This is a genomic window from Sphingomonas natans, from assembly GCF_030546695.1.
Classification (GTDB): domain Bacteria; phylum Pseudomonadota; class Alphaproteobacteria; order Sphingomonadales; family Sphingomonadaceae; genus Sphingomonas_I; species Sphingomonas_I natans.
Genome location: NZ_JAUOTP010000003.1, coordinates 234,311 through 257,381 on the forward strand (window position 1 = coordinate 234,311; position 23,071 = coordinate 257,381).

The following is a 23,071-nucleotide window of genomic DNA, read 5'->3' on the forward strand; positions in this document are numbered from 1 at the left end:
CCGTATGTTCAGGCATCTCGGATGAACGCGGGGGACGTGCGTTCATCCGATGAGGGGTGGGTATGGGGGTGCTTTGGTGGCTGGGGCTTCATCGGTGGCGTGGAAAGAAAGCCGCGCGGCCGGCGACGACCGTTTATCGGTGTCGGCGTTGCAACCGGGTCAAGGTGAAGCGCCGCAACTCGTGAGACGAGCGAAAAAAACTGGGGAAGCTAATTCAGCGCGCCTCAAGGGCTACGGCGAGAAAGTGGCCAGGCAAGCATGGCCCTCCACTCCCTAGAGCGACCCAGATTAGGACTGCCTCGGTTGTCCGATTTTAATCACCGGCGGCACCTCGGTTCCTTGGCTTCGCAAATGTTCGATCACGTCTCGCCGACTGGGCATCCGCAAAGTCAGTTTAGCATCTGACATCCTCACGCAATAAAATTGATCCGTGTTATTTCTTTATATTAGCAAATAATTGTGCTCGGAAAGCATGGACATCCCGCCAGACCGCTTCCAGTTCTATTAGAGGGATCAATGCCTTGAGCGGGCCGTTCATAAGGCATTGCTGGCCATCTTTTTCGGGCGCTGGCAACCGAGAGTGCCTTTGCTCCCGCCCCGATCGCAGGAGCCCGCGTGGCCCGATATTTTTTTCACGTACAGACCGACGTTCGCTCTACCGATCTCGAAGGGTGGGAGTTCGACACGCCCATCGAGGCGCGGAGCCAAGCGATCGCCACTTGTGGCCAAATGATGAGAGATGCCGCTGAAGCTTTTTGGGGAAGTCGACCGTGGAGCGTGTCGGTGACCAATGCGGTGGGTCTCATTCTCTGGGAGCTATCGATGGACGGATATGCGGCACCAGCGGCCTTAGATATTGCGTAGGCGATCAATCCGTCAGCACGCGCGCAATGCAGCTGTCGTGGTCCGATGAAAAAGACGGTGCGGCACCCCGAAGCAGCTCGCGAAGCACGCGCTCTCGTGAGCGATCATGATGGCCACGCAAAGGCGATGGTCGAGCACAAGCTTGCTGACCGCCTGAACCAGGGCGAGACTGACGAGGCGCTTCGGCTCGACCAGGTCAGGCGCGAGATCCAGGGTGTTTATGACCGGAAGGAGGAATGATCCCCGGTGAGTATGGCGAAGAGAGGCGCCAGCCGTCCACTCAAACGCCGACCGGGTCGGCTATCGGCGTTCATGACCGGCGCAAGTTTTAGCGCCGGCCCGGCGATCGGAGGCGAGCAGCCTTCTTAGCGACGCCATCTTAACGAGACGACGGCGGCGATATTTATAGTCTAAAACCTGGAGGCAAGCGCGCGGACGCAACCATGTCTTCGGAGAGGTATTATTGTGGCGTAACCAGCTAAGACGCGCATGACCAATACCGAGCCCGCCGGACGCCGTCTGCCGCGTTCAGGCGACCGCTCCTATGGCGGACGCGCCAGCGCCGTCGATCGTCGTCTCAGCGTCCGAACGGATCAAGCCTGCCTCGACCAAGGAGGTGTTCGGGCGCGGACTGCTACTAATTTTCGGCGAGATGGTTCAGCTGGTGCTTGCCTTCGTCCTCGCGCTCTTCGCGCTGGCATGCTGTGCAGCGCTGGCGGTCAAAGCGAACGATGCTCTTCATTTCATGGGCGAGAAGTTTGTAATCCCGCGCGTCATTACAGATGCGCTCAGCGGACTGCTGGCTCATTCCCCGACCTATCTGGTCGTCTGCGTGCTCGGCGCTATCTTCGCGATCAAGCTGGTCGATCTGATCCTTCGTGTGCTGCAGCGTCGAGCCCGGCTGGCAGAGATCGGATATTCTCCAGCCTAGGAAATTGGTCACCTTCAGCGTGTCTCGATCAGCCGCCCTGTGGCTTCATTGCCCCCTGCATCCACGACAACTTAGGCAAGGTATCCGAGTGCCAGCGTGAGCGCGCCTAGCCCTACTGACAGCAGCATGCGAAGCCGCCGCCACCATGGTGGACAAAGCCCTCCGCATGCAGTTTGTAGTCGACCGCCAGCGATGCGAGCAGCAAGATCCCAAGCAGCGCGAGCGACGGAACAGGCCACGGTTCGCCAATGGCCCACGGCACTGCCGAGAGTAAGCTGATCAGCGATGGCGTAACCGCTGCGACCCAGACCCACTCTAGAACGGAAGCCGCGCCTGGGCCGCTAGACCCCACCAAATACCGCCCAGAAAAGCTGAGGATCGCCGGCTCCGTATCAAAGGCCCGGCGCGATCATGTCCGCTTCCGTGTGTCGCCACAATCATCGCGAGCGGCCGAAACTCGGGGCGGCCGACGACCAGCCTTACGGCGGCTAAGACCCAAAGTCGGCCATTCGTGCAGGTTCTGCGGAGCCCGAAACCGGACGTTGGTTCAGCTCAATTTGGCTGCTGCAAGGGCGTGAAGCGGACATTGCTGGCGGCGCACCCCGCCCGAAAGCGGCCGTGCCGCTCACCACCCAAAGTGCCGATTGCTCGTGCAAGGACAAGTTTCCGCTCGAGGTACCGACATTTGACCGGCTGGATACTCTTGAAAGCAATGCGCAGCCGCAGGGCGACCGCATGCCGGCGATCACTTTCGGAGCAGGATGACCGAAAGATTGTTCGCCGGCATCGCCATGACGCGGGCCAACTCAAAGCCCGCCTTCTCAGCTTCATGCACGACGTCCTCCAGCAAGCGGATTCCCCACTCCGAATTGCGGAGTCGGAGATCCGCGTCGAACGCCGCATTGCTCAACGACATCGCCTCGCCGTCTCGTTGAAACGGACCGTAGAGAAACAACGGCGCATTGCTCGGAAGAAGGCGCGCCGCGCCCCGCAGCAGCCCCAGCGTTGCCGCCCATGGGCTGATATGAACCATGTTTATCGCCAGCACGGCATCCGCATGCGCGATGGGCCAATCTGGCGCCATGGCATCGATGGGCAGCGGCAGAAGAATATTCGGCAAGCCTTCATCGGCGATCCAGCCAGCGATCGACGCCCTTGCCTCCGCAGCGGGGTCGGAGGGCTGCCAAAGAAGATTGGGAAAGTGCTTGGCGAAATAGACAACATGCTCGCCAGATCCGCTGGCGACCTCGATCACCGTTCCAGCCGACGGCAGGATCGCGCGCAAGGCCACAAGGATCGGCTCGCGGTTACGGAGAGCAGCGGGGCTGCTGCGGCGGGGATCGGTGCTCATGCGCCACTCATGCAAACCGCCCATGTCAAAGCCAAGGTCGGGCTCGAAGATGTTGGCCGCCCAAACCGGCAGGCAGTCACAGCGGTGAAACCCCGCCAACATTGACCATCCGCGGATTGCCCAGCAATCGAATCCACCATGATCTTGCATCGCGTACGGTGACCATCGAGAGAATCAGCCTGTCGTTCGCGCGGCGAATCGCGCTGGCCGCTCAGGGTTCGGGATCGCACGTCCGGAGAGGCCGGGCATTCTTCACATCAGGCGCGCACTGGACAGGCTTCACCTTTTCCAGATCGACAGCGTCAACGTCCTGTCACGCGCCCATTATCTCCCGGCCTTCTCCCGGCTCGGGTCGTATGATCGCACCGATCTTGATCGACTCGCCTGGGGAAAGAAGCGCGAGCGGAAGCTCTTCGAGTATTGGGCGCACGAAGCCTCGCTCCTGCCATATGATTTTCATCGCCTTCTCCGCTGGCGGATGGCGCAGGCTGATCGTGGCGAAGCTGGGTGGAGCGGCATGCGTGTGTTCGCCATCGAGCGTCGTCCCGAGGCAATGACCGTCCTCGATCGGATCCGAATCGGCGGGCCGATGGCGGCAGCCGATTTCGAGGCGCACAAAGGCCAATCGGGCTGGTGGGAATGGAGCGACACAAAGCGCGCGCTGGAGTGGCTGTTTTGGGCGGGGCACATCACCACCGCTACACGCCGCGGCGGCTTCGAGCGCGTCTATGATCTCGCGGAAAGGGTGATCCCTGCCGACGTGTTGGCCCAGCCCACGCCCTTCGCAGGTGATGCGCATCGGGCGCTGATCGAGCGCGCCGCGGCAGCACATGGCATCGCGACGAGCGGCGAACTGCGCGACTATTTTCGCCTGTCGCCCGATGAAGCGCGGCCGGCGATCCAGGCTCTGGCTGAGGAAGGCATCCTCATCCCGGTCGATGTACCGGGTTGGCGCCATGCCTGGCTCCATCACGCAGCGAGCCGACCTCGCAAGATCGAAGCGCGGGCGCTGTTGGCGCCGTTCGACCCACTAATCTGGGAGCGCGATCGGACCGAACGTCTGTTCGGCTTTCACTACCGGATCGAGATCTATGTTCCCGCCGACAAGCGGCGATTCGGCTATTACGTGCTTCCCTTCCTGCTCGACGAGCAGATCGTCGCGCGGGTCGATCTCAAAGCCGACCGGAGGGCTTCGCGGCTAATCGTCCAGTCGATACACTTCCAGCCTGACGCGCCTGATCATGCAGGCGTCGCGCTGGAGGCTGAGCTGGGGGATATGGCCGTCTGGCTTGGCCTCGACGGATGGTCGAACGCGACCGGTTGAGATTCGTCGACCGACCCTCTATGGCCCAGGTCCCGATGGCCGTATTAGGCGGATCAAATTGCGAACCGATCAACCCTGCGATCCGGCTGCGACCCGTGAAGCAGAACAAACCATGTCCCTCGGAAGCGCCCCGGAATAAATATTCTGTCGTTCTTTCAATTACTTAGAGGTGGTGGAGCCGTGGGGGATCGAACCCCAGACCTTCGCAATGCCATTGCGCTTTGCGGGCAATGCCGGTCCACACCCCCTTTCGCATGTCGGCGATATCGTTGGCCGGCTTCGGCTTGGCCGTCGGCGCCATCGTCCTCAGCCGAAGCTAGAAGCCCCACGCCATGCTCTGCGTGAGCCGCATGCCTGCGTGCTCCCGAACGACCATGCCGGGAGCACCGGAATACATCTCCTCACCAGCGTTCGACGCAATCGGATTGGCGACGTTGAAATGGGACGGGACCTTGCTGCGCTGCTTCGCAGGGCATAAAGATCGCACATCGACGGATCATGCCGGAAGGCGGACGTCACGCCAACTTGCCTAGAGGGGTTTGTCAGCCTCGCTCAGGGCGGGGTTGATCGCAACGTAGATCTTGGCGATCTTTGCTTCGTTGGCCCAAGCCAAGCCGACATTGATCGCCGCCTCGCTGTTTCATAGTGCTGGTCGCCCACGAACGAAACGCTGTCACCATCGCACAGTGCGGAGCACATCAGCTCGAATTGACCCGAACCATCGGCATAAACGCGAATGCAATCTGCATCCGTGGGCGGTTCAGTCCCTTCTGCCAGCTCCACGACATCCATAGCGCGCTCCATAGGTTCGCTCAGACCACCACCCGAGCGGCAGCTAGTTGCCAACCGCGCCGGCAGTCCGGCTAAGCCAGAACTCTCAGCATTCCTGAGCGCGCGTTGGGCCGGCTGTCTTGGGATTGCGCCGCTAAGCGCGGCGAACGGCTTTCAGAGCCTCTCCTTCTGAACGCCGCTCATACGCTTCAGTCATCTGGCGGTGGATCTTGCCGATGGCAGGATTTACCGCGATTCTCGCTTTTTCCGGGCATTCGGCGGCCCGTCGCGCGAAATATTCTCGATCCTGATTGTCGGCCATTTCTCCCTCACCATCAGTGGTTTGAGGCTTAGGATTCCAAGACCTGTCAAAACGGTCAAGCCATCGTGGCGGCGAACATCCCAGATCGAGCGGATGCCAATCCCTGCCCTACCAACGATATCGCGAGGCCAGTCGCTTCCAGGTCCGCTCGTCCGGATAGGGATATTGGCCGATCCTTGGCGAGGTTCGTGCGTCACCAAGATGGAGGGTCTGAATTTGCGTCGGCCTTTCTCTTAGCAAAGCCGCAATAGACATGCCGGCGCATCCCAGGGAACAGACCGCTCCAGCCGCGACGATCGAACATCCACCACAACGGCACAGCGTCGAATGGTGGGCATGCTTGCACTGCCGGCAGGCAACCGATGGTGCACCGGTGCAGGGCGCACTGACCGAGGGTGTCGAGCTTGCGGCCGATATGATGGCGATCATTGATCCGGATGGCACACCCGACTGCTCAGCCGAACGCGAGCGCCTGGATCATGTCGTCGGTCGGGACCGCCCAGCGGACCGGAGTGACCTTGCCCAGCAGGTCCCCGTCGATCATCTCGCGCCAGTCGCCGTGAGGATCCTGCTGGGCCAGCCATGTCTTGCCGTCTGCGTCTTGCACGATCGGTAAGGTTGTCGCCTCCGGCGAATATGCGTCCATCGGCCACCAATCGAGCGTTCCAAGCTCGATTTCGGGCCAGCAGACAGCGACCATCCCGCCCATGTCTATCATCTCAGGTTCGGACACGATGTGCTCCTCAAGGGTTCGATTGCGCGGCGTGGGCTCGGCCCAGCCACTTGATTGTCCGATGCGCGATCAGCAGGAAAGCTGCCTCGATGCTGGCTGGCCTTTTCAAAGAGCGTCCCGGGCACGAGCGCTTCCCACATGGCCCGTGCCAGATCGTCGCCAAGCGCATCGATGTCGTTTGCCGTGCAGATGCGGCATCGGTCGGCTGCTTCGGCTCGCCGGGCGCCGTCGGCCAAGGCTCGGTATCGCCGAAGTATCCTGCCTTCATGTAGGTTGGGCTGTCGCCAAAAGTTGCGGTCCGCACCACCCTGTTTGGCTCGAAGATCGCGCAGCCGGAAAGGCACCGCTCGATAATCAGACGTGCGGCAGTCTCGGCCGCCTGCGCCCCGCGTACGTTCTGCAGCGTCGTCCTCATCGGTCCCCGCAAAACGCGAAGCCGGATCGCGATGTCGCTTTGGCGCGTCGCCAGATTGAGCCGCTTCACCGCCGGTCATATTCATTCTCGGCATCTTCAAGGGCCATGAACGCATCGCCGTCCGCCCCGACGGTCGCGAACCGTGCGCGAACGTCTTCAACCGAGCCGTTCTTCGGGAAAAGCCTGTCGAGCTTGGCGGCCTTCGCGAGCTCGCCAATCATTCCCGCCCGCTTCGTCTGATCGAACAGCCAGCTGCCGAAAGACTGCGGCGGCGCGCTTGCTGTCGTCGGCTCGGGGGTGGTCATCGCGGGAGCGACACGCGGCGTTTGCGCGATCGGCGGTTCGGCGCGGACGATTGGAGGTGCGGGCGGCTTGATGATCTTCTTAAGCTTCTTCGGCGCGGTCGCCATCTTCAATTCCATCTGCTGATTCGAGGACGGCGGACGATCGACGTCCTGCACGGTGGGTTTCGGCCGGCGTGGCCGAGTCAGGATCGGTCGCTCGACATCGAGCCAGAGCTGCTGGGGCCGCTCGACCTCCATTGCCACGGACGCGCCCATGTCAGATTAATGCCAGCTGCGTCGCGCTGGCAGCGCTCAACAGGAGTCGGGCCTGGCGCGCGTCCTCTACCGCCTGCCGATAATGAAGCGTCCCGCATCGCTCGGCCTCGTCGAACGGGACCAGCGACCATTCTTCGGACGGGTAGCAGGCGTCAAAGATCGCCCGCGCGGCGGCCCTCAGCCGCACGTCGTGCTGCATCGTCTTGCTCCAAGCTTAGCGACTCGCCGACATCGCGGCATGCGATGTAGCTAGAACATAGGCGGAACATCGGGCAAGAGGATTCCCATGCTTGCCCTGCTTCTCGTCGCCGCCACGTCTCCATTCAGCTGCGTCGTGACGCGCGTCCACGACGGGGATGGGCCGCTCTGGTGCGCCAACGGCGTGAAGGTGCGCATCGCGGGCGTACAAGCGCCGGACTTCCAAAATGCCGAGCCGTGCCGACGCGCCACGCATCCTGCCTACAGCTGCGACGACATGGCCGCCGCACGCAGCCGGGGGACCGTCGAGAAGCTCGTTCTGGGGAAGCGTCTGTCCTGTCTCGGTGTCGACCGCAGCTACGGACGCGTCGTCGCCCGATGCACGCTTCCCGATGGGCGATCATTATCGTGCGCAGTGGTCGCGGCAGACGCCGCCGTCCGGTGGGATCGATACTGGCGGCAATACCGCATGAACGACTGCAGATGACGAAGCGCGTCAGGCCGCGTCGCGGATCAACAAAGGCTGGCATCGTCGAGCGGCCGAACCGGTTGCCACTTCGGACTAGAGCGGGACCGGCGCCGCCGGATCGATGAGCCTTCCGTCGCGCAACTCACGCCAGAAGTCGCCCGGGACGCTTTCTTCCATGGCTGCACGATCTTCCGCAATCCGATCCGGACGACTGGCACCGGGGATGACGGCCGTCACTGCAGGGTTGGCCAGCGAGAACTGCAGCCCTGCAGCCTTCATGCTGATGCCATACCGATCGGCGATCGCCTTGATGCGCGCCACCTTCTCTAGAATGGTCGCGCTCGCCGGAGCGTATTCGAAGTTCGGGCCGCCGACGAGCGCGCCGGAGCTGTAGGGACCGCCGACCACGACGCCGAGACCGCGCTCGGCCATCGCCGGCATGACGCGCTGAAGAGAACGCGAATGGTCCAGCAGCGTATAACGGCCGGCAAGCAGCGAGCAGTCCGGAGTAGGCTCGCTCAAATCCAGCAAGGTTTCGATCGGCTCACACAGGTTCACGCCGAGGCCCCACGCCTTGATTACGCCTTCGCCGCGCAGACGGTCCAAGGCGCGAAACGCGCCCGTGCGGGCCTCCTCGAAGCGGGCGATCCACTCGTCGCCCCAGAAGTCGCGCGCCAGGTCGTGGACGAAGGCGATCTCGATGCGGTCGGTGCGGAGCCGTTTGAGGCTGCCCTCGATCGATCGCAGCGTGGCGTCGTAGCTGTAGTCGTTCACGACCTTGTTGGGGCGACCGTTGGCGAACACACCGCTCTTCTCCCCCTGCTCCCGGCTGGCGACATCTTCGAGCTCGTCGAGGATCACGCGCCCGACCTTGGTGCTGACGACATATTCGTCACGTGGTTTTCCGGCGAGCGCCTCACCCATGCGGATTTCGGCCAGACCGGCGCCGTAGAACGGCGCGTTATCATAATAGCGAATGCCATCGTCCCACGCGGCCTGGACCGTCGCCAGCGCCTCGGCCTCTGGAATGTCTCGGAACATGTTGCCGAGCGGAGCCGCCCCGAAGCCAAGTTTTCCGGGCAGGATGTCGCTCAGTGCCATGTTCAATCCTCAAACGGAGTCGGACCGCCACGTGGTCATCGGTCCGAACGGGATCAAGATGCGCAAGCGTCCGCCCGCCCTGACGCGCGGGTCAGGGGAGCGCCGGAAACGTCCTGCGATAGTCATGCACCATCTCACGCAGGCGCAAGGGTGCAACGACCTCGACCGCATCGCCCCATGAATAGAGATGCCAGGTCATCTCCAGATACCCGGAAGCCCGGAACTTGACGATCAGCGAGCCGTCCTCAGCCTCCTCGGTGGTCTGCGTCGGGTGGAAGACGTAGCGGCGGGCCTGGGGGGCGGCATCGGGCCGGAACCGCCAGACGACCTCGCCGAACTCCTGCGCGCTTTCGTAAGAGCCGACCCCCTTCTCGGCATGCTTCTTGAGATCGAATGCGGGATCCGTCTCGAACGTGCCGTCCAGCAGTTCGGCGTGATAAATTTCCTCGACCCGGTAGTGCTGCAGGGTCGCCTTGGGCCCCTTGGTCGTGTCCCGCGCCACCAGATAGCGGCGCACGCCGAGGAGCAGGCCATGGGGTGCGACGACGCGCTCCCTCGGCGCCTCGTCCTCTCGCTTGCGGTAAAGAATGCGCAGGAGGTTGCAGCCCTTCAGCGCCTCGTAGATCGCCTCGACCACCTCCTCGTCGCCGGCAGGCCGGGGTCCGGGCCGTGCGGCGTGGACCGGCGCCTCCAGCACCGCCTCCTTGTCGACGTCGAGCCTCGTTCCCTGCTCGGGCGGGGATGAGCGCCCTCACCTTGCGCTCCAGGCTCCGCGCATGGGCAGCCTCCTGTCGCATTCCCGCCTTGTCCAGCTGCGTGATCGCCTCGGCGAGCGCGACAAGCTCGTCTGATGAGGGCGTTAGCAGGTGTGCGATGTGCCGCGCCGGGATCGTCCACCGGGCGCGCCGATAGAGGGGTGACAGGTTTTGACATCCACGCGTGCGAAAGTCCTTCCCTCGAAGAAGGACACGGGCATGGGTTTTTCGGACATCGGGCTGCGCCACATCGTCGACGTCGACGGACAACTTCTCGGGATCGACGCCGAGGTGATCGACACCAGCTATCTGCTCGCCAAGGCCAACCGACCCGCTGACAGGCAGCTGTGGATGGTACGAGCGGGCGAGCGTCTGTTTGTTCAGCCCCGGCAGCGTATCCAGCTCACGCAGGACGAGGTGATTTTTTTCGAGACCTCCAGCCATGTCAGCATGCAGGTCCCCCACCGCATGGCAGCATGAGGGGGCCTGCGGGGGTCTGGCGGCTCGCGAGCGATCGCGGTCCGCCGTTGAGCCGCTGATCATCGAGCGGCCAACACCAGCAGGTGCCGGGTGGGGCGGTCCCTCAGTCGGGGGCCGCGGCTACCGTAAGAGCGTCGCGTTGCGCGTCCGATAGTACGCCGGCGAGCCCGGGCACCTCGTCAAGCTGCCTGATCTTCGTGAAGCGGCCGCGCTCCTCGCGGTATCGGACAATCTCGAACCCGTGTCCGCGAAGCCCATCGACCGCGTCGAGGTCGGCCGCGGTCGCGCTGTTGATGTCGACGGCGGGCATGCTCAGCCCTCCACCGATGGGGTCATGGGTCCGCCGATCTCAACCGCCTTCGTGAGGCCGGGGGTCGCCTCGAGCCGCTCGAGATACGCTAGCACCGCGGCATAGTCTGCGAGTTGCCCCGAGCGGCGCAGGGTCGCGAGCATGTAGCTCATCTGGATGTCGGCGAGCGTCAGCCGTTCGCCCATCAGGAAGTGGCGCTCGCGAACCCTGTGCGCTGTGTAGGAGAGAGCCTTGGTAAGCTCCGGTGCGGTGAAGCTAGCAAGGGCGGTGGGCAGCCTACCGGTTCCCCCTCCAAGAATGGTGAGCATCGCCGGTAAGGCCAGCGAACTCTCGACATAATCGAGCCACTCGTCGTGAAGCGCCCGATCAGGCGTGCCAGCCACCAGGACCAGGCGGCCGTTGCCATATTTCTGTTCGAGAAATCGCAGGATCGACGCTGATTCTGCGAGCACGAGACCATCGTCGACGACCACGGGCGCTTTTCCGAGCGGATGGACTGGATAGCTCGGCGGGCGCGCGAAAGTTCTGATCGCGGTCATAGGCCTTCAGCTCATAGTCGAGGCCAAGCTCCTCGAGCAGCCAGAGCACCCGTGTCGAGCGGGAGAATTTCAGGTGGTGGACGGTGGTCATTGCGCGCCTTTCGGAATGTCCGCGCTCAACGCCGGAGCGCGTCGGACGGTCCGGAGCGACGCGCTTCCGGCTCGCCGGGCTTTCCCTCTAGGTCGGTTCGCTGGACTTTTCGCCGGTGCCTGGGTCAAAGCGCTGCTGATCCACCACGATTCCGGTGCCGGAGGGTGGCATTGACCGTCCCGCTTTTTGGGCAGTCGTCGACATCTCGCTGGGCGCGGCCGCTGCCACGCGCTTTCGCTGTCGTCGATCGGAGCGCTTCGAAGGCAACTGTGCGCCCACGTCGCCGGGCAGCGCCAATTATATGACCGGTGAGCCGCGCGACGAATGAGAGCACAGCATCGTCGAGATGGAGGACCCCTGCTGGTCTATCACGGTTCGCAGCCTGCGCGAGGCTCGCGGTTAGCCCGCGTCATCGACGCGCCGTCGATGATGACCGGATGCTCAACCGTCAGCATAGCACCCGTCCTATGTGCTGCATCCAGCGTCAGCCAGGCACGGACCGCGCCTTCGACGATCGTCACTTCGGCGACTTTGCCATCTCCGTGAGGGACATTTTCCAGGGCGACGCTCATGCGCCAATTAATGTCAGGCGAGGCCGCGCCACGCCATGTCGCTCGGTCATCGGTCGTTCCGTCCGTCTCGGTACTCCATCCGAGCGTTGCCGGACGCGCGATGTTCCTAAGGGCTCGTTGTCGCGCCGAGTTCCGCGCCGCGCGCGAAAAAGAACGGCCGCCAGCAATGCCCGCAAGTTGATTGCGTCGTAGATGCGCTGCGCCTGCCGAAGAGCCCGAAGCTCAGCGGCGGAAGCCTCGCAAATGCGAAGGGCCGCCCCTCACGGAACGGCCCTTCCATTGTCTACCGAACGCGGTCAGCTCAGACGAGCCGGACCCCCGTGGTGGAGGCCATGCTCAGAATGTGTGCCGCGGACGGCGTATGACAATGAGACATTCGACCACCTCCTTTCCGTTGTTGACGATGGAGTGGATGTGGGACCGATCGCAGGACTTTCAAGCACATCGGGATTCAATCATTGTCGTCGCCGGGATACGAAGACTTGATCGCGAGCGCCTGCGGCGCGAATTTTGGTCCGCAATGAATAGGTCAGTAGAACCCGACATTGTCGAGGAGTAGCCATGCCTTCTCGCCGCCCTTTCGCACCGCCTTGATCTCGATCTCGGTAACGTCGTCTCCGGTCCAGCCGGTGGTCGCAAATTCGGCCCGGCCCTTCTGCTTTTTCAGGTCGGCGAAGGGCACGTCTACTGTATGCCACTTAGCGCTGCCGATGATTGTCGCGGAATAGGTCCCGCTCAGGGTGTTGAGTTCGACTTCGTATGGACCGTCGCCGCGCAGGTCGAGCTTGATGCCCTTATACTTGCGCAGGTCAGCCGGCTGTATGCTGCCCTTCGTGAGCGGCAGAACGACGGCGATCTGCGCATCGGGCTTGATGGCCATCTTGCCCATCATGCTCAGCGCATGGCCACTATTCTCTCGGGCGACGGTGTCGATCACCTCGATGCTGCGCTCGATGCCTCCGTCTGGTTCGGTCACGACCAACGTATCAAGACTAGTGCGCCCATCCGCCCGCTCGAAATCGGCCACCAGCGGGGCAACCGCGATCGCCGGCATCGGCGTGATCGCGTTGAGCGGCGGCGCGCCGGGGCCGAACACCAACTTACCGTCGATGAATACCCGATCGGTTTTCTCGACATCAGCGATGTTGGTCCAGGGCGCGCCTTTGATCAGGACGATGTCGGCGCGCTTGCCCGGCTCGATTGTCCCGCGATCGGCCAACTGGCGCATGATCCGGGCGCTGTTGGCGGTGGCGGCGATCAGCGCAGCCGAGGGTGACAGCCCGGCCTGGACCAGCAACTCCATCTCGCGCAGGCTCGATTTGCCGTGAGGTGTCCCCGGCATGCCGCCATCTGTGCCCGCAGCAATCGGAACACCCGCGTCGTAGAGTTTCTTGGTGTTGGAGACGGCATTGCTCCAGTTGGCGTTGGCGCGGGCGCGGCGCGCTGCATCGGTGCCGGCTTGAGCACGACGGCCCGGTTTGTCAGGATCGTAGACGGCAAGTGTCGGCGCGAAATAGTCGCCGCCTTTCTTGATAGCCTCGACCTGCTCGTCGGTGAGCGGCAGATCCTGCAGCGCGTGCGCGATCACGTCCACCTTGGCATGCCCGGCCTCGACGGCCTTCTGCGTCCGCAGAATGTGGGTCAACACGGGAATATCGTACTTGTGCGCCTCGTCCACCAACGCGACCAGCGCATCCTCGTTCATGCTGGTATCGTCGGGCGACAAGCCATAGCGCCAGCCGTCGACCATCACCTCCCCCAGGCAGTCGGGCTTGTAAGGCACGATCTGATCGACGCCGTCGCGCGCTGACTGCGGCGTTACGATCATCTTGGTGGTGGCGGTATCGGCCCAGTCAGCGCCGTGGCCGCCGGGCGTCGACAGGCGGCCGCACAGATTGACGTGCGGCGCGATGGCCAGCGACGCCAGCCACTTGCGCCGAGCGGCGAACGCCTCAGGGGAAGAGTTGAAATCGTTGCTCGTGGTGACGCCGGTCGACACGTAGGCGTTGGCGATGGCCGGAGTGACGCCCGGGTCGCCGCTTGCCGTCCAGTGCGTGTGCAGGTCGTAGAACCCGGGAACCAGAGCCTCGCCGCTGGCGTCGATGATCTTTGCGCGCGAGGGCACCTTCACGTTCGTACCGACCGCGACGATTCGGTCGCCCTGAATCAGCACGGTTGCCCGATAGGGCGCCGCACCAGTGGAATCAAAGACGGTCGCGCCGACGATCGCGGTGGTCGCTCCGCCCGGTGCCGCGTCGGTGCGACCCGCGGCGGAGATAAAGAAGGCGATCATTCCGGCAAAAGCGAGGGGTCTCTTCAACAAGTGTCTCCGGCGCAACGCTCGCGATCGAATCCATTCGGCCCTCTGATCGCGTGCTATCGAACATCTGCTAGCAGAAAGCTCAGATCCGAAACGTTCAAAGACGAAGCAAAAAAAACGGCGTTTTGCTGTTTTTGTGCGCAGTTGGCATCCCGCCGCCCGGCATAGGGCAGCTAGCACGCCCGGAGCGCCGGCAAAGACGATCCGTATTTCCCGGGAACTTTATCAAAACAGACAATGGATGCTCGACAGTGCCAGACGGCAAGGTATTACTGCTGCTGAACACGGAGGATGATTTGGCCAACGACGCGCTACTAACTCTCACTGCCGACATCGTGTCGGCGCATGTGTCGAACAACTCCGTGGCGGCAGTCGATCTGCCAACGCTGATCAGCACCGTTTATGGCGCCTTGAGCAAGATATCCGCTCCGGAAGAAGCTTTACCCGCTAAGTTGGTGCCAGCCGTATCGATCCGAAACTCTATCAAGCCGGACTATATCGTCTGCCTGGAGGACGGTAAAAAACTCACGATGCTGAAGCGCTATCTCGGCCGGACGTACGGGATTACACCGGACGCATATCGTGCGAAATGGGGTTTGCCGAAGGACTATCCGATGGTTGCTCCCAATTATACCGAGAAGCGTCGAAATCTGGCCAAGGCCGTCGGCTTGGGCCGCAAGGCAGTTGAACAGGTCGATGCCGCCACCGCTCCACTCGCCGCTGCCGTAAAGGCCAGTCGCAGGAAACTTGGCATCGCCGCAGGCAGGGCCGTCGCGACCCCAGAACCCATCAGTGACGTCATCGTCGCCAAGCCGGCCCCGAAGCGCGGACGCAAGCCAAAGGCAAGCTAATCGCCTGGCGGGAGCCGGCAGGCTCCCGCCTCGCGCTTCGTCATCACGCATGCGGATGGTATTAAGCAGCGGAGAGAGAACACGCCGATCAATCGGGCCGCTCACTCGATGACTTAGTCGCCACGCGCCAACTGAAGGGGCGGTAATGGCGCCGACGCCGGCGCAGTTAGGGCAGCACCAAAATAAGCTATAGCGACAAAGGAAAACGGACTCTCATCAACTCTGAGTACAGAGCGTCTTCAAGGCGACTTCGGTCGAGAAGTCAGCGCCACCCGACCACCTTAGCCGATAAAGGTCACCCTGAACGACTGATTGGACGACGTTCGGCCATAGTGCCGCGATGCAGGTGCCGCCTGAGTCGCGAACGGATGGATAGATGATACCGTTGTGGCCGCCGCCGCGTGCAGCCGCCGCCATGGCGTTGCCGGCAGGATAGCCTTTAGCAGAATTGGGATCGAGGCAGGGATGCTCGGACGCCTGCCGGAGATCGGCAAAAACGCCTGACATGCTGGCGAGCATCTCGCCATATTCGACGATAGCGTTGAAATCGCCGGTGTCGGCGAGCGCTTTGGTGAGGTGATGCCCGACCTCGGCGATACAGGTCTCGACCGCAAGCGCAGCATACCAGGCCCCACGCTCTGCCGGGTTGAAACGGTTAGGTTCGCGGGGTTTGGCGTACGCGAAGCTCGCATTGATGAATTTGGCATGCGGAACACCGTGGACCAGCTCCGCCGACGTCAGGGCGTTGGTCCCGCGCTCTTCCGCAATCAGGCGGCCGCTGGTCGCGCCCTCAATCTCGGCCAGTAGCGCGAGCTCGTCTTCATCGTCGGCAAGCGAAGCCATGACCGACGCGCGCAGCCGTGCGCTCGTGACGAGCCGGACGGTCCGCTGGAACGCCTCGCGGACCAGCGGCACGCCGTCGACGTTACCGATATCAGAGCCCGCCACGCAGTGCGTCGACGTAGAGACGAGTTTCGAGCATACGCGGGATGCCGCCGGAGATCATTGCCTGGATCGGCGACAGGCGATCAAAGATCGGGCCGCGATTGGGAAGCGATGGCCAGCGATCGGCCATCGCGTCCGCAAACAGCAGGTGCAAGCCTTTGAACAAACCGATCAAGGCCGAGGCCCGCGTCAGTTGATCCTGACTGAGCACCCCGTCCCACTTGCCGGCCTTCATGCGGTCCCAGGTGCTTTCGGACACACCGAGCAACGCAGCACCGTCAGCGTTGCTGCCGTTCCAAGCCGCCACGGCCCTCAGAACCGCTTTGACCGCGGGTCGCGTCAGACGCGCCCGGTCACCCTCAACAGCGAAGGTCTGAAGCTGCCCTGTATCAGACACCGGCTGACGGAACTGTATGACATTTGTCATATCGCATCTCCTGGTGCGATCATATACGTCACGTGATGCGACCATTCAAGTATGGCGTAGGAATGCGCCGGCCAGGCGATGGTCGACGCTGTCGGATGTCACCTAGGGTCCTTCTGCTACGCCGCACGAGCTCGGCGGCTGGCGAAGCTGCGGGCGGGGGTCATCCACGGTGGTGCGCCCAACATCTATGAGGCGTCAGTCTACCATCGCTACTACGCCGACTATCGTCAGCACCCCATCAGCGACCTCGAGATTGCCACGACGAGCTGCTTGCGCACGACGATCTTCGGAGATGGGATGGTAGGACGGCCACATACCCACGCGGATTTCGTCCGGCAGATCACTGGCGAAATCGTCTAGCGTCGCGACCCCTTCAAGCGAACGCCAGGCGGCCCCTCACCGACGGCGGCTGGAAGTTGGCCGACCATCCCGGCCTAGCTATTTCGACGACCAATGCCGACAGAGCGTTCGCCGTCTGCTGCCTCGTCGCTGCTGGTGCCCCGTCCGCAGCCTACGGCAGTCGTCGTGCCTCTTTCTGGTGCGGGCCGCACCATCGGTTCAAACGAGAGACGACGATGGACACCACGAAGCCAGCTTCGCACCGAGATTCGAAGTGCGGCGGATAACGCCGAAGGGCGGGACCGCGACCGCGAACGCCGCATCCGCTACATCGATCGCCCCGCGCCGCTTAGGGCCGCTTTGGATGCCCACGCATACCTGCTCCGTACGATCTATCCGGACCAGCTCCTACGAGTGCGCGATACCCGCGGATCGTGGGCCTACGTCGATGTTTACGACTATGCTTCGGACTAGCCGATTAGCAAAGGGGCAGCAGGGCACGGCTCCGACGCAAAAACTGATCTTCGCGACCTGAAACGGAACGAGACCCGTCGGATCACGAGCAACGATCATGGGTGGCATCGACATATCGCCGCATGACCGTGCCAGATGCCATTAAGGGCACCCACGAGGTCGATCAGTCGCGCGACGGGAGCTTGGCGATAAGCGGCATGGGACAATCTCCTGCGCGCGCGAGCAGCCCCCCCCTCCCCTCTTCTCCCGTCAGTCTGGGGCGCGACAGACGATCCGAGCATCGTTCTCAACGAACGGCTCGGACATCATCGGTCAATCGTCGCCCTTATTCGCTCTGCGCTCGGCATAGCGGACGACGAATGATTCCCAGACACGCATCCACTCGGCATCGGAGCGCTCACGCTTGATGCCCGGGAACCCGGTGCGAAACGCTTCTGCCATTCGATCGATATCCCACGGATGCCCCTTGGACAGCCCAATGTCGCGAAACGCCTTCTCGCGCTCGCCGAACCGCAATGAACCGCTCGGAAAGGCCCACACTGGCTCGGAGGCCTTGGCCGGCAGTTTTGCCAAAACGGCACCCGGTGCGACCGATGATCTCGGTGCCGTTTCAGGCGCGTCCTGTCCGACGAGGCGCAGATGCGGACCCACGAACTTGCGCTCCATGGGCGCAGGCGATGGATGCAGGACAACTTTGCGCCCGGAAAGGTCGACATTGGCGTTGGGATAGACCGCCGAGACGATCTGCATGGTCTCGCGAACCGTTTGGCGGAAACGCTTGCTGTCGGCTTCGTTCCCGAGATGCTTGGCCAGCTGGTCCCAAGAAATGATCTGGCCCTTGTCGGAGCCGATCCGCGGCAAACGGTAGGCGAGATAGGTGTAGAGATCGAGGGCTGTGGGGATCCCCTTGAGCTCGCGAATCGCCACCTCGTTCAATGGAACTGCATGGTCGACGAGATGGCTGTAAAATGCCTCCGACATTCGAATTTCGCGGGCAAAGGCGCCATTCTTGTCGAGCGAGCCCGCATATTCGTTCGAAATTTTTACGTCCCGGACAGCGAAAGCGTTGTCGTCAGCTTCGGTGCCATCCCACCGGATCTGCCATTCGCACGCCAGCAACCGGTCGACCTGCTCGCGCATCAGATTAGCGGTTCCACGTGGTCCGTACGAGACGGTCTGGTAGCCAAGTCGGCGCATCCACTCGGTGAAATTACGCCCGAGATACACGTCCCGCGATTGTTTCATCACCGCCTGCGATAACAGGTAGATCAATGCGACCCGCGGATAGGCTCCATAAGGCACGCCAAGGCTTTTGAGGACCGATTTGCCGTCGATGTTCTGCAGGACAGGCCGGGGATTGATCGCCAAGGCATATTTGCCATCCTCCCGAACGATCGGCTGGGTGTCATCCTTGGGTCGCTTGGTCGGGAGCGACATGGCGCAAAGTGCCGAATGGAGAAACGCGGGGACAGGTTCTTCGTCTTGGACGCGAAGAAAGGCGTCGAGGGTGGTCTGGGAACCGTTGGTAGAGGCGAGGATCCGCACGCGCTCCTCACCGCCCTTCAGCATGGCTAGCGCATACTGATGCCCGATTGGCTTATGTTCGTCCCCATTCATCGTTCCGCCCTTCCCCGACTCTCTCGGGGTTTCGATGGCAGCGTTTCAACAGGTTTGGTGGGGCAAATCAACCCGGTTGGCACTTTGGAGGGCAATCAGGGTCCAAGACTTGCAAAATTACCGATGATCTCGGTGCCGTTTCGGCATTCGAGCCCCCTGCCCTTCGTTTTTTCAAAAAAATCCAGACGATTCGCGAATCGGATTTCTATAGGGATTCATGTAATAGGTATGGGCTCTGACATCATCGGTCGTCGCGCACCGACATCAGCGGCGCTTTGCACCGAGAACATCGGGCGGTACCGAGATCATCGGTAGTTATGCACAGCCGGCAGAGAGCCTGGATCTGCGCCCGTTGCGCATCGATGCGGATCGCACCGAGATCATCGGTCTCCTACCCGATCGCGTCCTGAATAACGACTTACTTTTCGAAAACGGCTCGGAGATCATCGGTTCAATTGTAACTCTGATGGCCAATCGTTGCCCGAAACTGCCAACGCCGCTAATGTCCGCCATCAAACCCACAGAAGCGGACGCACATGGCAACAGATCCTATCGTAGTGGCGCCAGATGATCTGATCGAGGAGAGCCTCGACGTGCTCCATCGAAAGGCGCTGACAATCCTTAAGCGGATTAGGGACAGCGCCGTTGATCCCGAGACCGGTCAAAAGAAAGGGCCGACCTTCCCCATCTCTAAGGCAGCCGCGCTGGTGGGACGGACGGCCTCGGCGATCCGAGAGGCCGAACGCGACGGTCGCCTCCCCGAGCGCGGTCGAGCCGCCAACGGACACCGCATTCAGTACACGCTCGAAGAGCTCGACCACATGCGCGAAGTCTTCGGAACGCGTCCTTGGCGTGAGCAAACCGACGTCCCGGCGATCATCTCGGTGTGCAATTTCAAGGGCGGGGTCGGCAAATCGACCATCGCTCTGCATCTCGCCCAACATTTTGCGATCAAGGGTTACCGGGTGCTGTTCATCGACTGCGACAGCCAGGCGTCATCGACGATGATGTTTGGCTATCGGCCCGACGTTGATCTGGGGGAAGACGACACGCTCTATGGCCATTTTCACAACCCCGAGCTGCTGGGGCTGAGAAAGATCATCCGTAAGACGCACTTCCATGGACTGGACCTCATCCCGGCAAACCTGCGCCTCTACAATCTCGAATATGAGATTGCCGGCTATATGGCGCGCAACCAGAACATGGACATCATCGATCTGATCGCTGACGCCATCGACTCGGTCGTCGAGGATTACGACATCGTCATCATGGACCCACCGCCCGCGCTCGGCATGGTCTCGATGGCCGTGCTCCAAGCGGCAAACTCCATGGTCATTCCCGTGCCGCCGAGCCTGGTTGATTTCGCATCGACCGTGTCGTTCATCGACATGGCCAAGACGACCATGAAACAGTTGGAGCAACTTGCGGGGAGGGGGCGTCCGGCATATAATTTCATTCGCTTGGTCGGCAGTCGCGTCGACGATAGCAAGTCCATGCACCGCGAAATCCTGTCGATGATGCGACAGGTGTTCGGTGGCTCGATGGCGTCGGCGGTGATGGTGACGAGCGCCGAAATCGACAATGCCAGCTCCCGCATGAAGACCGTCTTCGAGCTGGAAAAGCCAGTGACGTCGCACGAGGTCTATAACCGCTGCATGAAGCATCTGAACGAGGTTTGCCAAAGCATCGAGGTCGACGTTTTGCGGACGTGGGCGAGTAAAGCGGGAGAGCGCATTTGACCCGCGCTGCCACGTGGCAACGGCGCCCATTACCGCCTTGCCAGCCGCCTCATTCTGTTGAGCTGGTCGGCAAAGTTGCCATGTGGCAACTTCATAAAAATACGTCTCATATCAGTGGCTTAGATGTGCTTGAAGGGCTGCGGCGGCGCGGGGTGAACGCCGCGTTCGAGCGTCACAGACCGCCCGTGTTGCCACGTGGCAACACGGCGCCGCCAGGGGCGGTAACGACGGCTAGTCAAAGCGAGGGGACGGGGCGATGAGCAAGGGCAATAAGGGCTTCGGCTCGATGTTTACCGAAGGGCTCGACGAGGCTGCGGCGCTCGATAATTCGAGTCCGGCAGATGGGATCATGGCAAGCAGGAGCCAGACGCTTGCGCGCATCGCGACGGGCAAAACCGTCGCGGACCGGACCGAGTGGGTCGATCCGGCGCGCTGCCGGCCGTGGCGTATGCATAATCGTGACCTCGACCACCTGAACGAGGACAGCTGCCGCGATCTCATCGACTCCTTTCTATCCGCCAAGAAGCAACGCATTCCCGCGATCGTCCGTCGCGTCAGGGACGATCCAGACTTCGACTATGAGATTGTCGCTGGCGTCAGACGCTGGTGGACGGTGCGCTGGCTGCGAGCGCATCACCACCCCGAGTACGAATATCTTGTTACGATACAGGCGGTGTCCGATGAGGAAGCGTTCCGGGTTTCCGATGTGGAAAACCGATCGCGCAAGGACATTTCGGATTGGGAGCGGGCGAAGGAATATACGATCGCGCTCGCCGAATTTTACGACGGCTCGCAGTCGCAGATGGCGGAGCATCTCAACCTGTCGCGCTCGTGGCTCAGCCGGCTGCTCGACGTAGCGCGTCTGCCCGACGAGATCGTCGTAGCGTTCTCGGATACGCACGACATCACGGTCCGCGTCGCACGGGACATCAAACCACTCGTCGGCGACCCCAGAGCGCTTGCCAAAATGCGAGAGGAGGCGGAGCGCCTCGAATCCGAACGCCAGCAGGCCGGCACCAGGATGAGCGGTCCAGAGGTTGCCAAGCGCCTCGTCAAAGCAACTGTCGAACCCGTCGCAAAGAAAGGCGGTGAGATCGAGGTCGCGAGCGAGGGTGGGAAGGTGATTCTGCGGTACGCCAAGGCGAGGGGCGGGGGGCTCACGATCAAGATCGCACCCAGGTCCGGGGCAACGAAGGCGGAGTTACTCAAAGCCGTCGAAGCGCTCCTGCCGGACGGTTGATACAATGCGGCCCCATCGTCCAAGCATCTCCGTAGGAGCGAACAGGATGATGGGATAATGCCGCGCGATCCTACCGATTGGCAGGTGTGGCGGACTGGATTGTGGCGCGTGGTCCCGCGGATGTGATGCTGGTTTACAGTTCCGACCGTCGTTTAGCTTGCGGAGATGCGCGCTGCGGTGCACAACGGATGGGCCTTTCAGGCATCCTCTCCCACCTTTGCAAGGCCGCCCGCGGGCGGCCTTTTTTTCGCGTTCGATGCTCAGGCGTCGGCCGCATCGAGCGGGACGGCGGGCACGGGCAGACCGAGGCGAGCCAAGGTTGCATCGAGTGCCGCCATCTCGGCATCGAATGCAGCGAGGGTCGGCTCGAGCAATGCCGACACGCGGGGAGGGGAGGGGGGCCTTCCGGCAGCGCGGCTTCGGAAGCCGAAAGTGACCGCGAGATCTGGCGCAAGATAGGTCCGCCACGCCTGCCGACCGGAAATCTCCACCACGAGTCCCAATTCGGCGGATCGCGAAAGAAGCTTCCCCGCGCCCGACAGGCTGAGCCTCAGCGCCGCCGCTGCGCCCCGCGGGCTGATCGCGGGGCGGAATTGCAACAGCGCCATGAGTGTCAGTAATTGGCCGGGCCGGTGGGCCGCATGGACCGCCGCTGCTGCGCGAACTCGATCATCCTCAAGGGCCTGAAGGCGGACCAGCCCGTTGTCGGCGGCCTCGGCGATCGCGCGAAGATAGCGTGGCACGATCGCGTCCGTGTCCCGTGGCGCCAGCCTGAACGCCCGGTCGCCGACGACCAGGCAGGGAAGGGGGGCCCGGCTGAGACCGAGCGTTCGCAGAAGGATCGGGAAGGCGAGCCAAGGCGCGATCGACCGATCCGCGCGCGCATGCCGGGCTGCGATTTCCAGGGCTTGCAGAAGAACGGGGCGGTCGCGCCAATCCGCTGCGACGACGGTGGAGAAAGGCGCATCGTCGCGCCAGTGGCGCTCGGCGCGTTCACGGAGCGCTGCCTGCCATGGCGCGAGGTCATCAAGTTCGTCGAACGTTGTGCGGATCGAGGGTCTCGCCGGCAGAGAAACGCCGCATGCCCGGCCGAAAATGTCGATTTCATCAATTTCGGCGCCTTGCAAGCGCAGCGCGGCGGCAAAGCCGCTCCATGATGCGCGCAATGCCCACGGCGATCTGACCGAAGTCACTGATAAACGGGCATCTAATCGCGCTATTGCGCCGGCGGCACGTTCGAGCGTGGTCGCGAGCTTCGGCGTCCAATCAGGTGCAGAAAGGTCTGGAAGCGGGCGTGCCATGGCCAAAACATAGCCCGAAGAAGCTAGTAGCG

The 23,071-nt window shown here is 62.4% G+C and carries 27 protein-coding genes and 1 tRNA gene; 10 read left to right on the forward strand and 18 right to left on the reverse strand.

What is annotated here, in order from left to right; translation table 11 throughout:
* Positions 1–615: 615 nt before the first annotated feature.
* The 3 genes from Q4F19_RS21450 (at position 616) to Q4F19_RS07885 (ending at position 1,795) form a co-directional block, all read left to right on the forward strand.
* Positions 616–864: a DUF6894 family protein gene (locus Q4F19_RS21450; protein WP_431312377.1), complete on the forward strand. Its 249-nt coding sequence runs from the start codon at positions 616–618 to the stop codon at positions 862–864.
* A gap of 45 nt (positions 865–909) precedes the next feature.
* A complete protein-coding gene (locus Q4F19_RS07880; protein WP_303541369.1) occupies positions 910–1,104 on the forward strand; it encodes a hypothetical protein in 195 nt (64 codons plus the stop codon).
* A gap of 304 nt (positions 1,105–1,408) precedes the next feature.
* Complete coding sequence (locus tag Q4F19_RS07885) at positions 1,409–1,795, forward strand: hypothetical protein (RefSeq protein WP_303541370.1); 387 nt, start codon at positions 1,409–1,411, stop codon at positions 1,793–1,795.
* 745 nt (positions 1,796–2,540) lie between these two features.
* Here the strand turns inward: Q4F19_RS07885 and Q4F19_RS07890 are convergent.
* A complete protein-coding gene (locus tag Q4F19_RS07890) occupies positions 2,541–3,248 on the reverse strand; it encodes a DUF938 domain-containing protein (RefSeq protein ID WP_341850167.1) in 708 nt (235 codons plus the stop codon).
* A gap of 208 nt (positions 3,249–3,456) precedes the next feature.
* Here Q4F19_RS07890 and Q4F19_RS07895 point away from each other — a divergent pair, with 208 nt between their 5' ends.
* Positions 3,457–4,470, forward strand: coding sequence for a winged helix-turn-helix domain-containing protein (locus Q4F19_RS07895; RefSeq protein WP_303541951.1), 1,014 nt, complete (start codon positions 3,457–3,459; stop codon positions 4,468–4,470).
* A 170-nt stretch (positions 4,471–4,640) separates the two neighbouring features.
* On the opposite strand, the gene Q4F19_RS07900 is transcribed toward Q4F19_RS07895, so the two are convergent.
* From Q4F19_RS07900 to Q4F19_RS07925, 6 genes are all read right to left on the reverse strand, one after another.
* A tRNA-Ser gene (locus Q4F19_RS07900) sits at positions 4,641–4,718 on the reverse strand.
* A 677-nt stretch (positions 4,719–5,395) separates the two neighbouring features.
* Positions 5,396–5,563 carry a hypothetical protein gene (locus tag Q4F19_RS07905; protein WP_303541372.1) on the reverse strand — a complete coding sequence of 56 codons (168 nt, stop codon included), beginning with the start codon at positions 5,561–5,563 and terminating at the stop codon, positions 5,396–5,398.
* Positions 5,564–6,017: 454 nt separating this feature from the next.
* Positions 6,018–6,296 carry a hypothetical protein gene (locus tag Q4F19_RS07910; RefSeq protein WP_303541374.1) on the reverse strand — a complete coding sequence of 93 codons (279 nt, stop codon included), beginning with the start codon at positions 6,294–6,296 and terminating at the stop codon, positions 6,018–6,020.
* A gap of 10 nt (positions 6,297–6,306) precedes the next feature.
* The gene (locus Q4F19_RS07915) at positions 6,307–6,780 is read right to left on the reverse strand and encodes a hypothetical protein (RefSeq protein ID WP_303541376.1); all 474 of its coding nucleotides are present in this window, start codon (positions 6,778–6,780) and stop codon (positions 6,307–6,309) included.
* On the reverse strand, positions 6,777–7,271 hold the full coding sequence (locus tag Q4F19_RS07920; protein ID WP_303541378.1) for a hypothetical protein: 495 nt from the start codon (positions 7,269–7,271) through the stop codon (positions 6,777–6,779). Before Q4F19_RS07920 ends, Q4F19_RS07915 begins: the two co-directional genes overlap by 4 nt.
* A 1-nt stretch (position 7,272) precedes the next feature.
* Complete coding sequence (locus Q4F19_RS07925; RefSeq protein WP_303541379.1) at positions 7,273–7,470, reverse strand: hypothetical protein; 198 nt, start codon at positions 7,468–7,470, stop codon at positions 7,273–7,275.
* Between the two features lie 87 nt (positions 7,471–7,557).
* On the opposite strand from Q4F19_RS07925, the gene Q4F19_RS07930 reads away from it, so the two are divergent.
* Positions 7,558–7,956, forward strand: coding sequence for a thermonuclease family protein (locus tag Q4F19_RS07930; protein ID WP_303541380.1), 399 nt, complete (start codon positions 7,558–7,560; stop codon positions 7,954–7,956).
* Positions 7,957–8,031: 75 nt separating this feature from the next.
* Here the strand turns inward: Q4F19_RS07930 and Q4F19_RS07935 are convergent, their stop codons facing one another.
* Both Q4F19_RS07935 and Q4F19_RS07940 read right to left on the reverse strand, forming a co-directional pair.
* The gene (locus tag Q4F19_RS07935) at positions 8,032–9,039 is read right to left on the reverse strand and encodes an aldo/keto reductase (RefSeq protein ID WP_303541381.1); all 1,008 of its coding nucleotides are present in this window, start codon (positions 9,037–9,039) and stop codon (positions 8,032–8,034) included.
* Between the two features lie 91 nt (positions 9,040–9,130).
* Positions 9,131–9,736, reverse strand: coding sequence for a helix-turn-helix transcriptional regulator (locus tag Q4F19_RS07940; RefSeq protein ID WP_303541382.1), 606 nt, complete (start codon positions 9,734–9,736; stop codon positions 9,131–9,133).
* Positions 9,737–10,013: 277 nt separating this feature from the next.
* Here Q4F19_RS07940 and Q4F19_RS07945 point away from each other — a divergent pair, with 277 nt between their 5' ends.
* Complete coding sequence (locus Q4F19_RS07945; RefSeq protein ID WP_303541383.1) at positions 10,014–10,274, forward strand: hypothetical protein; 261 nt, start codon at positions 10,014–10,016, stop codon at positions 10,272–10,274.
* A gap of 103 nt (positions 10,275–10,377) precedes the next feature.
* On the opposite strand, the gene Q4F19_RS07950 is transcribed toward Q4F19_RS07945, so the two are convergent.
* The 5 genes from Q4F19_RS07950 to Q4F19_RS07970 form a co-directional block, all read right to left on the reverse strand.
* A complete protein-coding gene (locus Q4F19_RS07950) occupies positions 10,378–10,584 on the reverse strand; it encodes a helix-hairpin-helix domain-containing protein (RefSeq protein WP_303541384.1) in 207 nt (68 codons plus the stop codon).
* Positions 10,585–10,586: 2 nt separating this feature from the next.
* A complete protein-coding gene (locus tag Q4F19_RS07955; protein WP_303541385.1) occupies positions 10,587–11,057 on the reverse strand; it encodes a glutathione S-transferase family protein in 471 nt (156 codons plus the stop codon).
* The gene (locus tag Q4F19_RS07960) at positions 10,951–11,214 is read right to left on the reverse strand and encodes a thioredoxin domain-containing protein (protein ID WP_303541387.1); all 264 of its coding nucleotides are present in this window, start codon (positions 11,212–11,214) and stop codon (positions 10,951–10,953) included. The genes Q4F19_RS07955 and Q4F19_RS07960 overlap by 107 nt, the downstream gene beginning before the upstream one ends.
* A gap of 368 nt (positions 11,215–11,582) precedes the next feature.
* Positions 11,583–11,786, reverse strand: coding sequence for a hypothetical protein (locus tag Q4F19_RS07965; RefSeq protein ID WP_303541389.1), 204 nt, complete (start codon positions 11,784–11,786; stop codon positions 11,583–11,585).
* A gap of 529 nt (positions 11,787–12,315) precedes the next feature.
* On the reverse strand, positions 12,316–14,079 hold the full coding sequence (locus Q4F19_RS07970; protein WP_303541391.1) for an amidohydrolase family protein: 1,764 nt from the start codon (positions 14,077–14,079) through the stop codon (positions 12,316–12,318).
* Positions 14,080–14,357: 278 nt separating this feature from the next.
* Here Q4F19_RS07970 and Q4F19_RS07975 point away from each other — a divergent pair, with 278 nt between their 5' ends.
* Positions 14,358–14,957, forward strand: coding sequence for a Ros/MucR family transcriptional regulator (locus tag Q4F19_RS07975; protein ID WP_303541392.1), 600 nt, complete (start codon positions 14,358–14,360; stop codon positions 14,955–14,957).
* A 216-nt stretch (positions 14,958–15,173) separates the two neighbouring features.
* On the opposite strand, the gene Q4F19_RS07980 is transcribed toward Q4F19_RS07975, so the two are convergent.
* The 3 genes from Q4F19_RS07980 to Q4F19_RS07990 all read right to left on the reverse strand — a co-directional run bounded on the left by Q4F19_RS07980 (position 15,174) and on the right by Q4F19_RS07990 (position 18,759).
* Positions 15,174–15,905, reverse strand: a complete 732-nt coding sequence (locus Q4F19_RS07980; RefSeq protein WP_303541394.1) for an RES family NAD+ phosphorylase — start codon at positions 15,903–15,905, stop codon at positions 15,174–15,176.
* The gene (locus Q4F19_RS07985) at positions 15,892–16,329 is read right to left on the reverse strand and encodes an antitoxin Xre-like helix-turn-helix domain-containing protein (RefSeq protein WP_303541395.1); all 438 of its coding nucleotides are present in this window, start codon (positions 16,327–16,329) and stop codon (positions 15,892–15,894) included. The genes Q4F19_RS07980 and Q4F19_RS07985 overlap by 14 nt, the downstream gene beginning before the upstream one ends.
* 1,125 nt (positions 16,330–17,454) lie before the next feature.
* Entirely contained in the window at positions 17,455–18,759 is a 1,305-nt protein-coding gene (locus Q4F19_RS07990; RefSeq protein WP_303541396.1) for a replication protein RepA, read from the reverse strand.
* A 352-nt stretch (positions 18,760–19,111) separates the two neighbouring features.
* On the opposite strand from Q4F19_RS07990, the gene Q4F19_RS07995 reads away from it, so the two are divergent.
* The 3 genes from Q4F19_RS07995 to Q4F19_RS08005 all read left to right on the forward strand — a co-directional run bounded on the left by Q4F19_RS07995 (position 19,112) and on the right by Q4F19_RS08005 (position 21,738).
* Positions 19,112–19,330, forward strand: a complete 219-nt coding sequence (locus tag Q4F19_RS07995; protein ID WP_303542003.1) for a hypothetical protein — start codon at positions 19,112–19,114, stop codon at positions 19,328–19,330.
* A complete protein-coding gene (locus tag Q4F19_RS08000) occupies positions 19,296–20,498 on the forward strand; it encodes an AAA family ATPase (RefSeq protein WP_303541398.1) in 1,203 nt (400 codons plus the stop codon). The genes Q4F19_RS07995 and Q4F19_RS08000 overlap by 35 nt, the downstream gene beginning before the upstream one ends.
* A gap of 256 nt (positions 20,499–20,754) precedes the next feature.
* Entirely contained in the window at positions 20,755–21,738 is a 984-nt protein-coding gene (locus Q4F19_RS08005) for a ParB/RepB/Spo0J family partition protein (protein ID WP_303541400.1), read from the forward strand.
* A 260-nt stretch (positions 21,739–21,998) separates the two neighbouring features.
* On the opposite strand, the gene Q4F19_RS08010 is transcribed toward Q4F19_RS08005, so the two are convergent.
* Positions 21,999–23,039: a hypothetical protein gene (locus Q4F19_RS08010; RefSeq protein WP_303541401.1), complete on the reverse strand. Its 1,041-nt coding sequence runs from the start codon at positions 23,037–23,039 to the stop codon at positions 21,999–22,001.
* Between the last annotated feature and the right edge of the window lie 32 nt (positions 23,040–23,071).

Coding starts and splice junctions, on each gene's coding strand:
- Q4F19_RS07880 (WP_303541369.1), top strand. CDS start 910: ATGAAAAAGACGGTGCGGCACCCCGAAGCAGCTCGCGAAGCACGCGCT.
- Q4F19_RS07885 (WP_303541370.1), top strand. CDS start 1,409: ATGGCGGACGCGCCAGCGCCGTCGATCGTCGTCTCAGCGTCCGAACGG.
- Q4F19_RS07890 (WP_341850167.1), bottom strand. CDS start 3,248: ATGTTGGCGGGGTTTCACCGCTGTGACTGCCTGCCGGTTTGGGCGGCC.
- Q4F19_RS07905 (WP_303541372.1), bottom strand. CDS start 5,563: ATGGCCGACAATCAGGATCGAGAATATTTCGCGCGACGGGCCGCCGAA.
- Q4F19_RS07920 (WP_303541378.1), bottom strand. CDS start 7,271: ATGGGCGCGTCCGTGGCAATGGAGGTCGAGCGGCCCCAGCAGCTCTGG.
- Q4F19_RS07925 (WP_303541379.1), bottom strand. CDS start 7,470: ATGCAGCACGACGTGCGGCTGAGGGCCGCCGCGCGGGCGATCTTTGAC.
- Q4F19_RS07930 (WP_303541380.1), top strand. CDS start 7,558: ATGCTTGCCCTGCTTCTCGTCGCCGCCACGTCTCCATTCAGCTGCGTC.
- Q4F19_RS07935 (WP_303541381.1), bottom strand. CDS start 9,039: ATGGCACTGAGCGACATCCTGCCCGGAAAACTTGGCTTCGGGGCGGCT.
- Q4F19_RS07945 (WP_303541383.1), top strand. CDS start 10,014: ATGGGTTTTTCGGACATCGGGCTGCGCCACATCGTCGACGTCGACGGA.
- Q4F19_RS07950 (WP_303541384.1), bottom strand. CDS start 10,584: ATGCCCGCCGTCGACATCAACAGCGCGACCGCGGCCGACCTCGACGCG.
- Q4F19_RS07960 (WP_303541387.1), bottom strand. CDS start 11,214: ATGACCACCGTCCACCACCTGAAATTCTCCCGCTCGACACGGGTGCTC.
- Q4F19_RS07965 (WP_303541389.1), bottom strand. CDS start 11,786: ATGAGCGTCGCCCTGGAAAATGTCCCTCACGGAGATGGCAAAGTCGCC.
- Q4F19_RS07970 (WP_303541391.1), bottom strand. CDS start 14,079: ATGATCGCCTTCTTTATCTCCGCCGCGGGTCGCACCGACGCGGCACCG.
- Q4F19_RS07985 (WP_303541395.1), bottom strand. CDS start 16,329: ATGACAAATGTCATACAGTTCCGTCAGCCGGTGTCTGATACAGGGCAG.
- Q4F19_RS07990 (WP_303541396.1), bottom strand. CDS start 18,759: ATGAATGGGGACGAACATAAGCCAATCGGGCATCAGTATGCGCTAGCC.
- Q4F19_RS08000 (WP_303541398.1), top strand. CDS start 19,296: ATGGCAACAGATCCTATCGTAGTGGCGCCAGATGATCTGATCGAGGAG.
- Q4F19_RS08005 (WP_303541400.1), top strand. CDS start 20,755: ATGAGCAAGGGCAATAAGGGCTTCGGCTCGATGTTTACCGAAGGGCTC.
- Q4F19_RS08010 (WP_303541401.1), bottom strand. CDS start 23,039: ATGGCACGCCCGCTTCCAGACCTTTCTGCACCTGATTGGACGCCGAAG.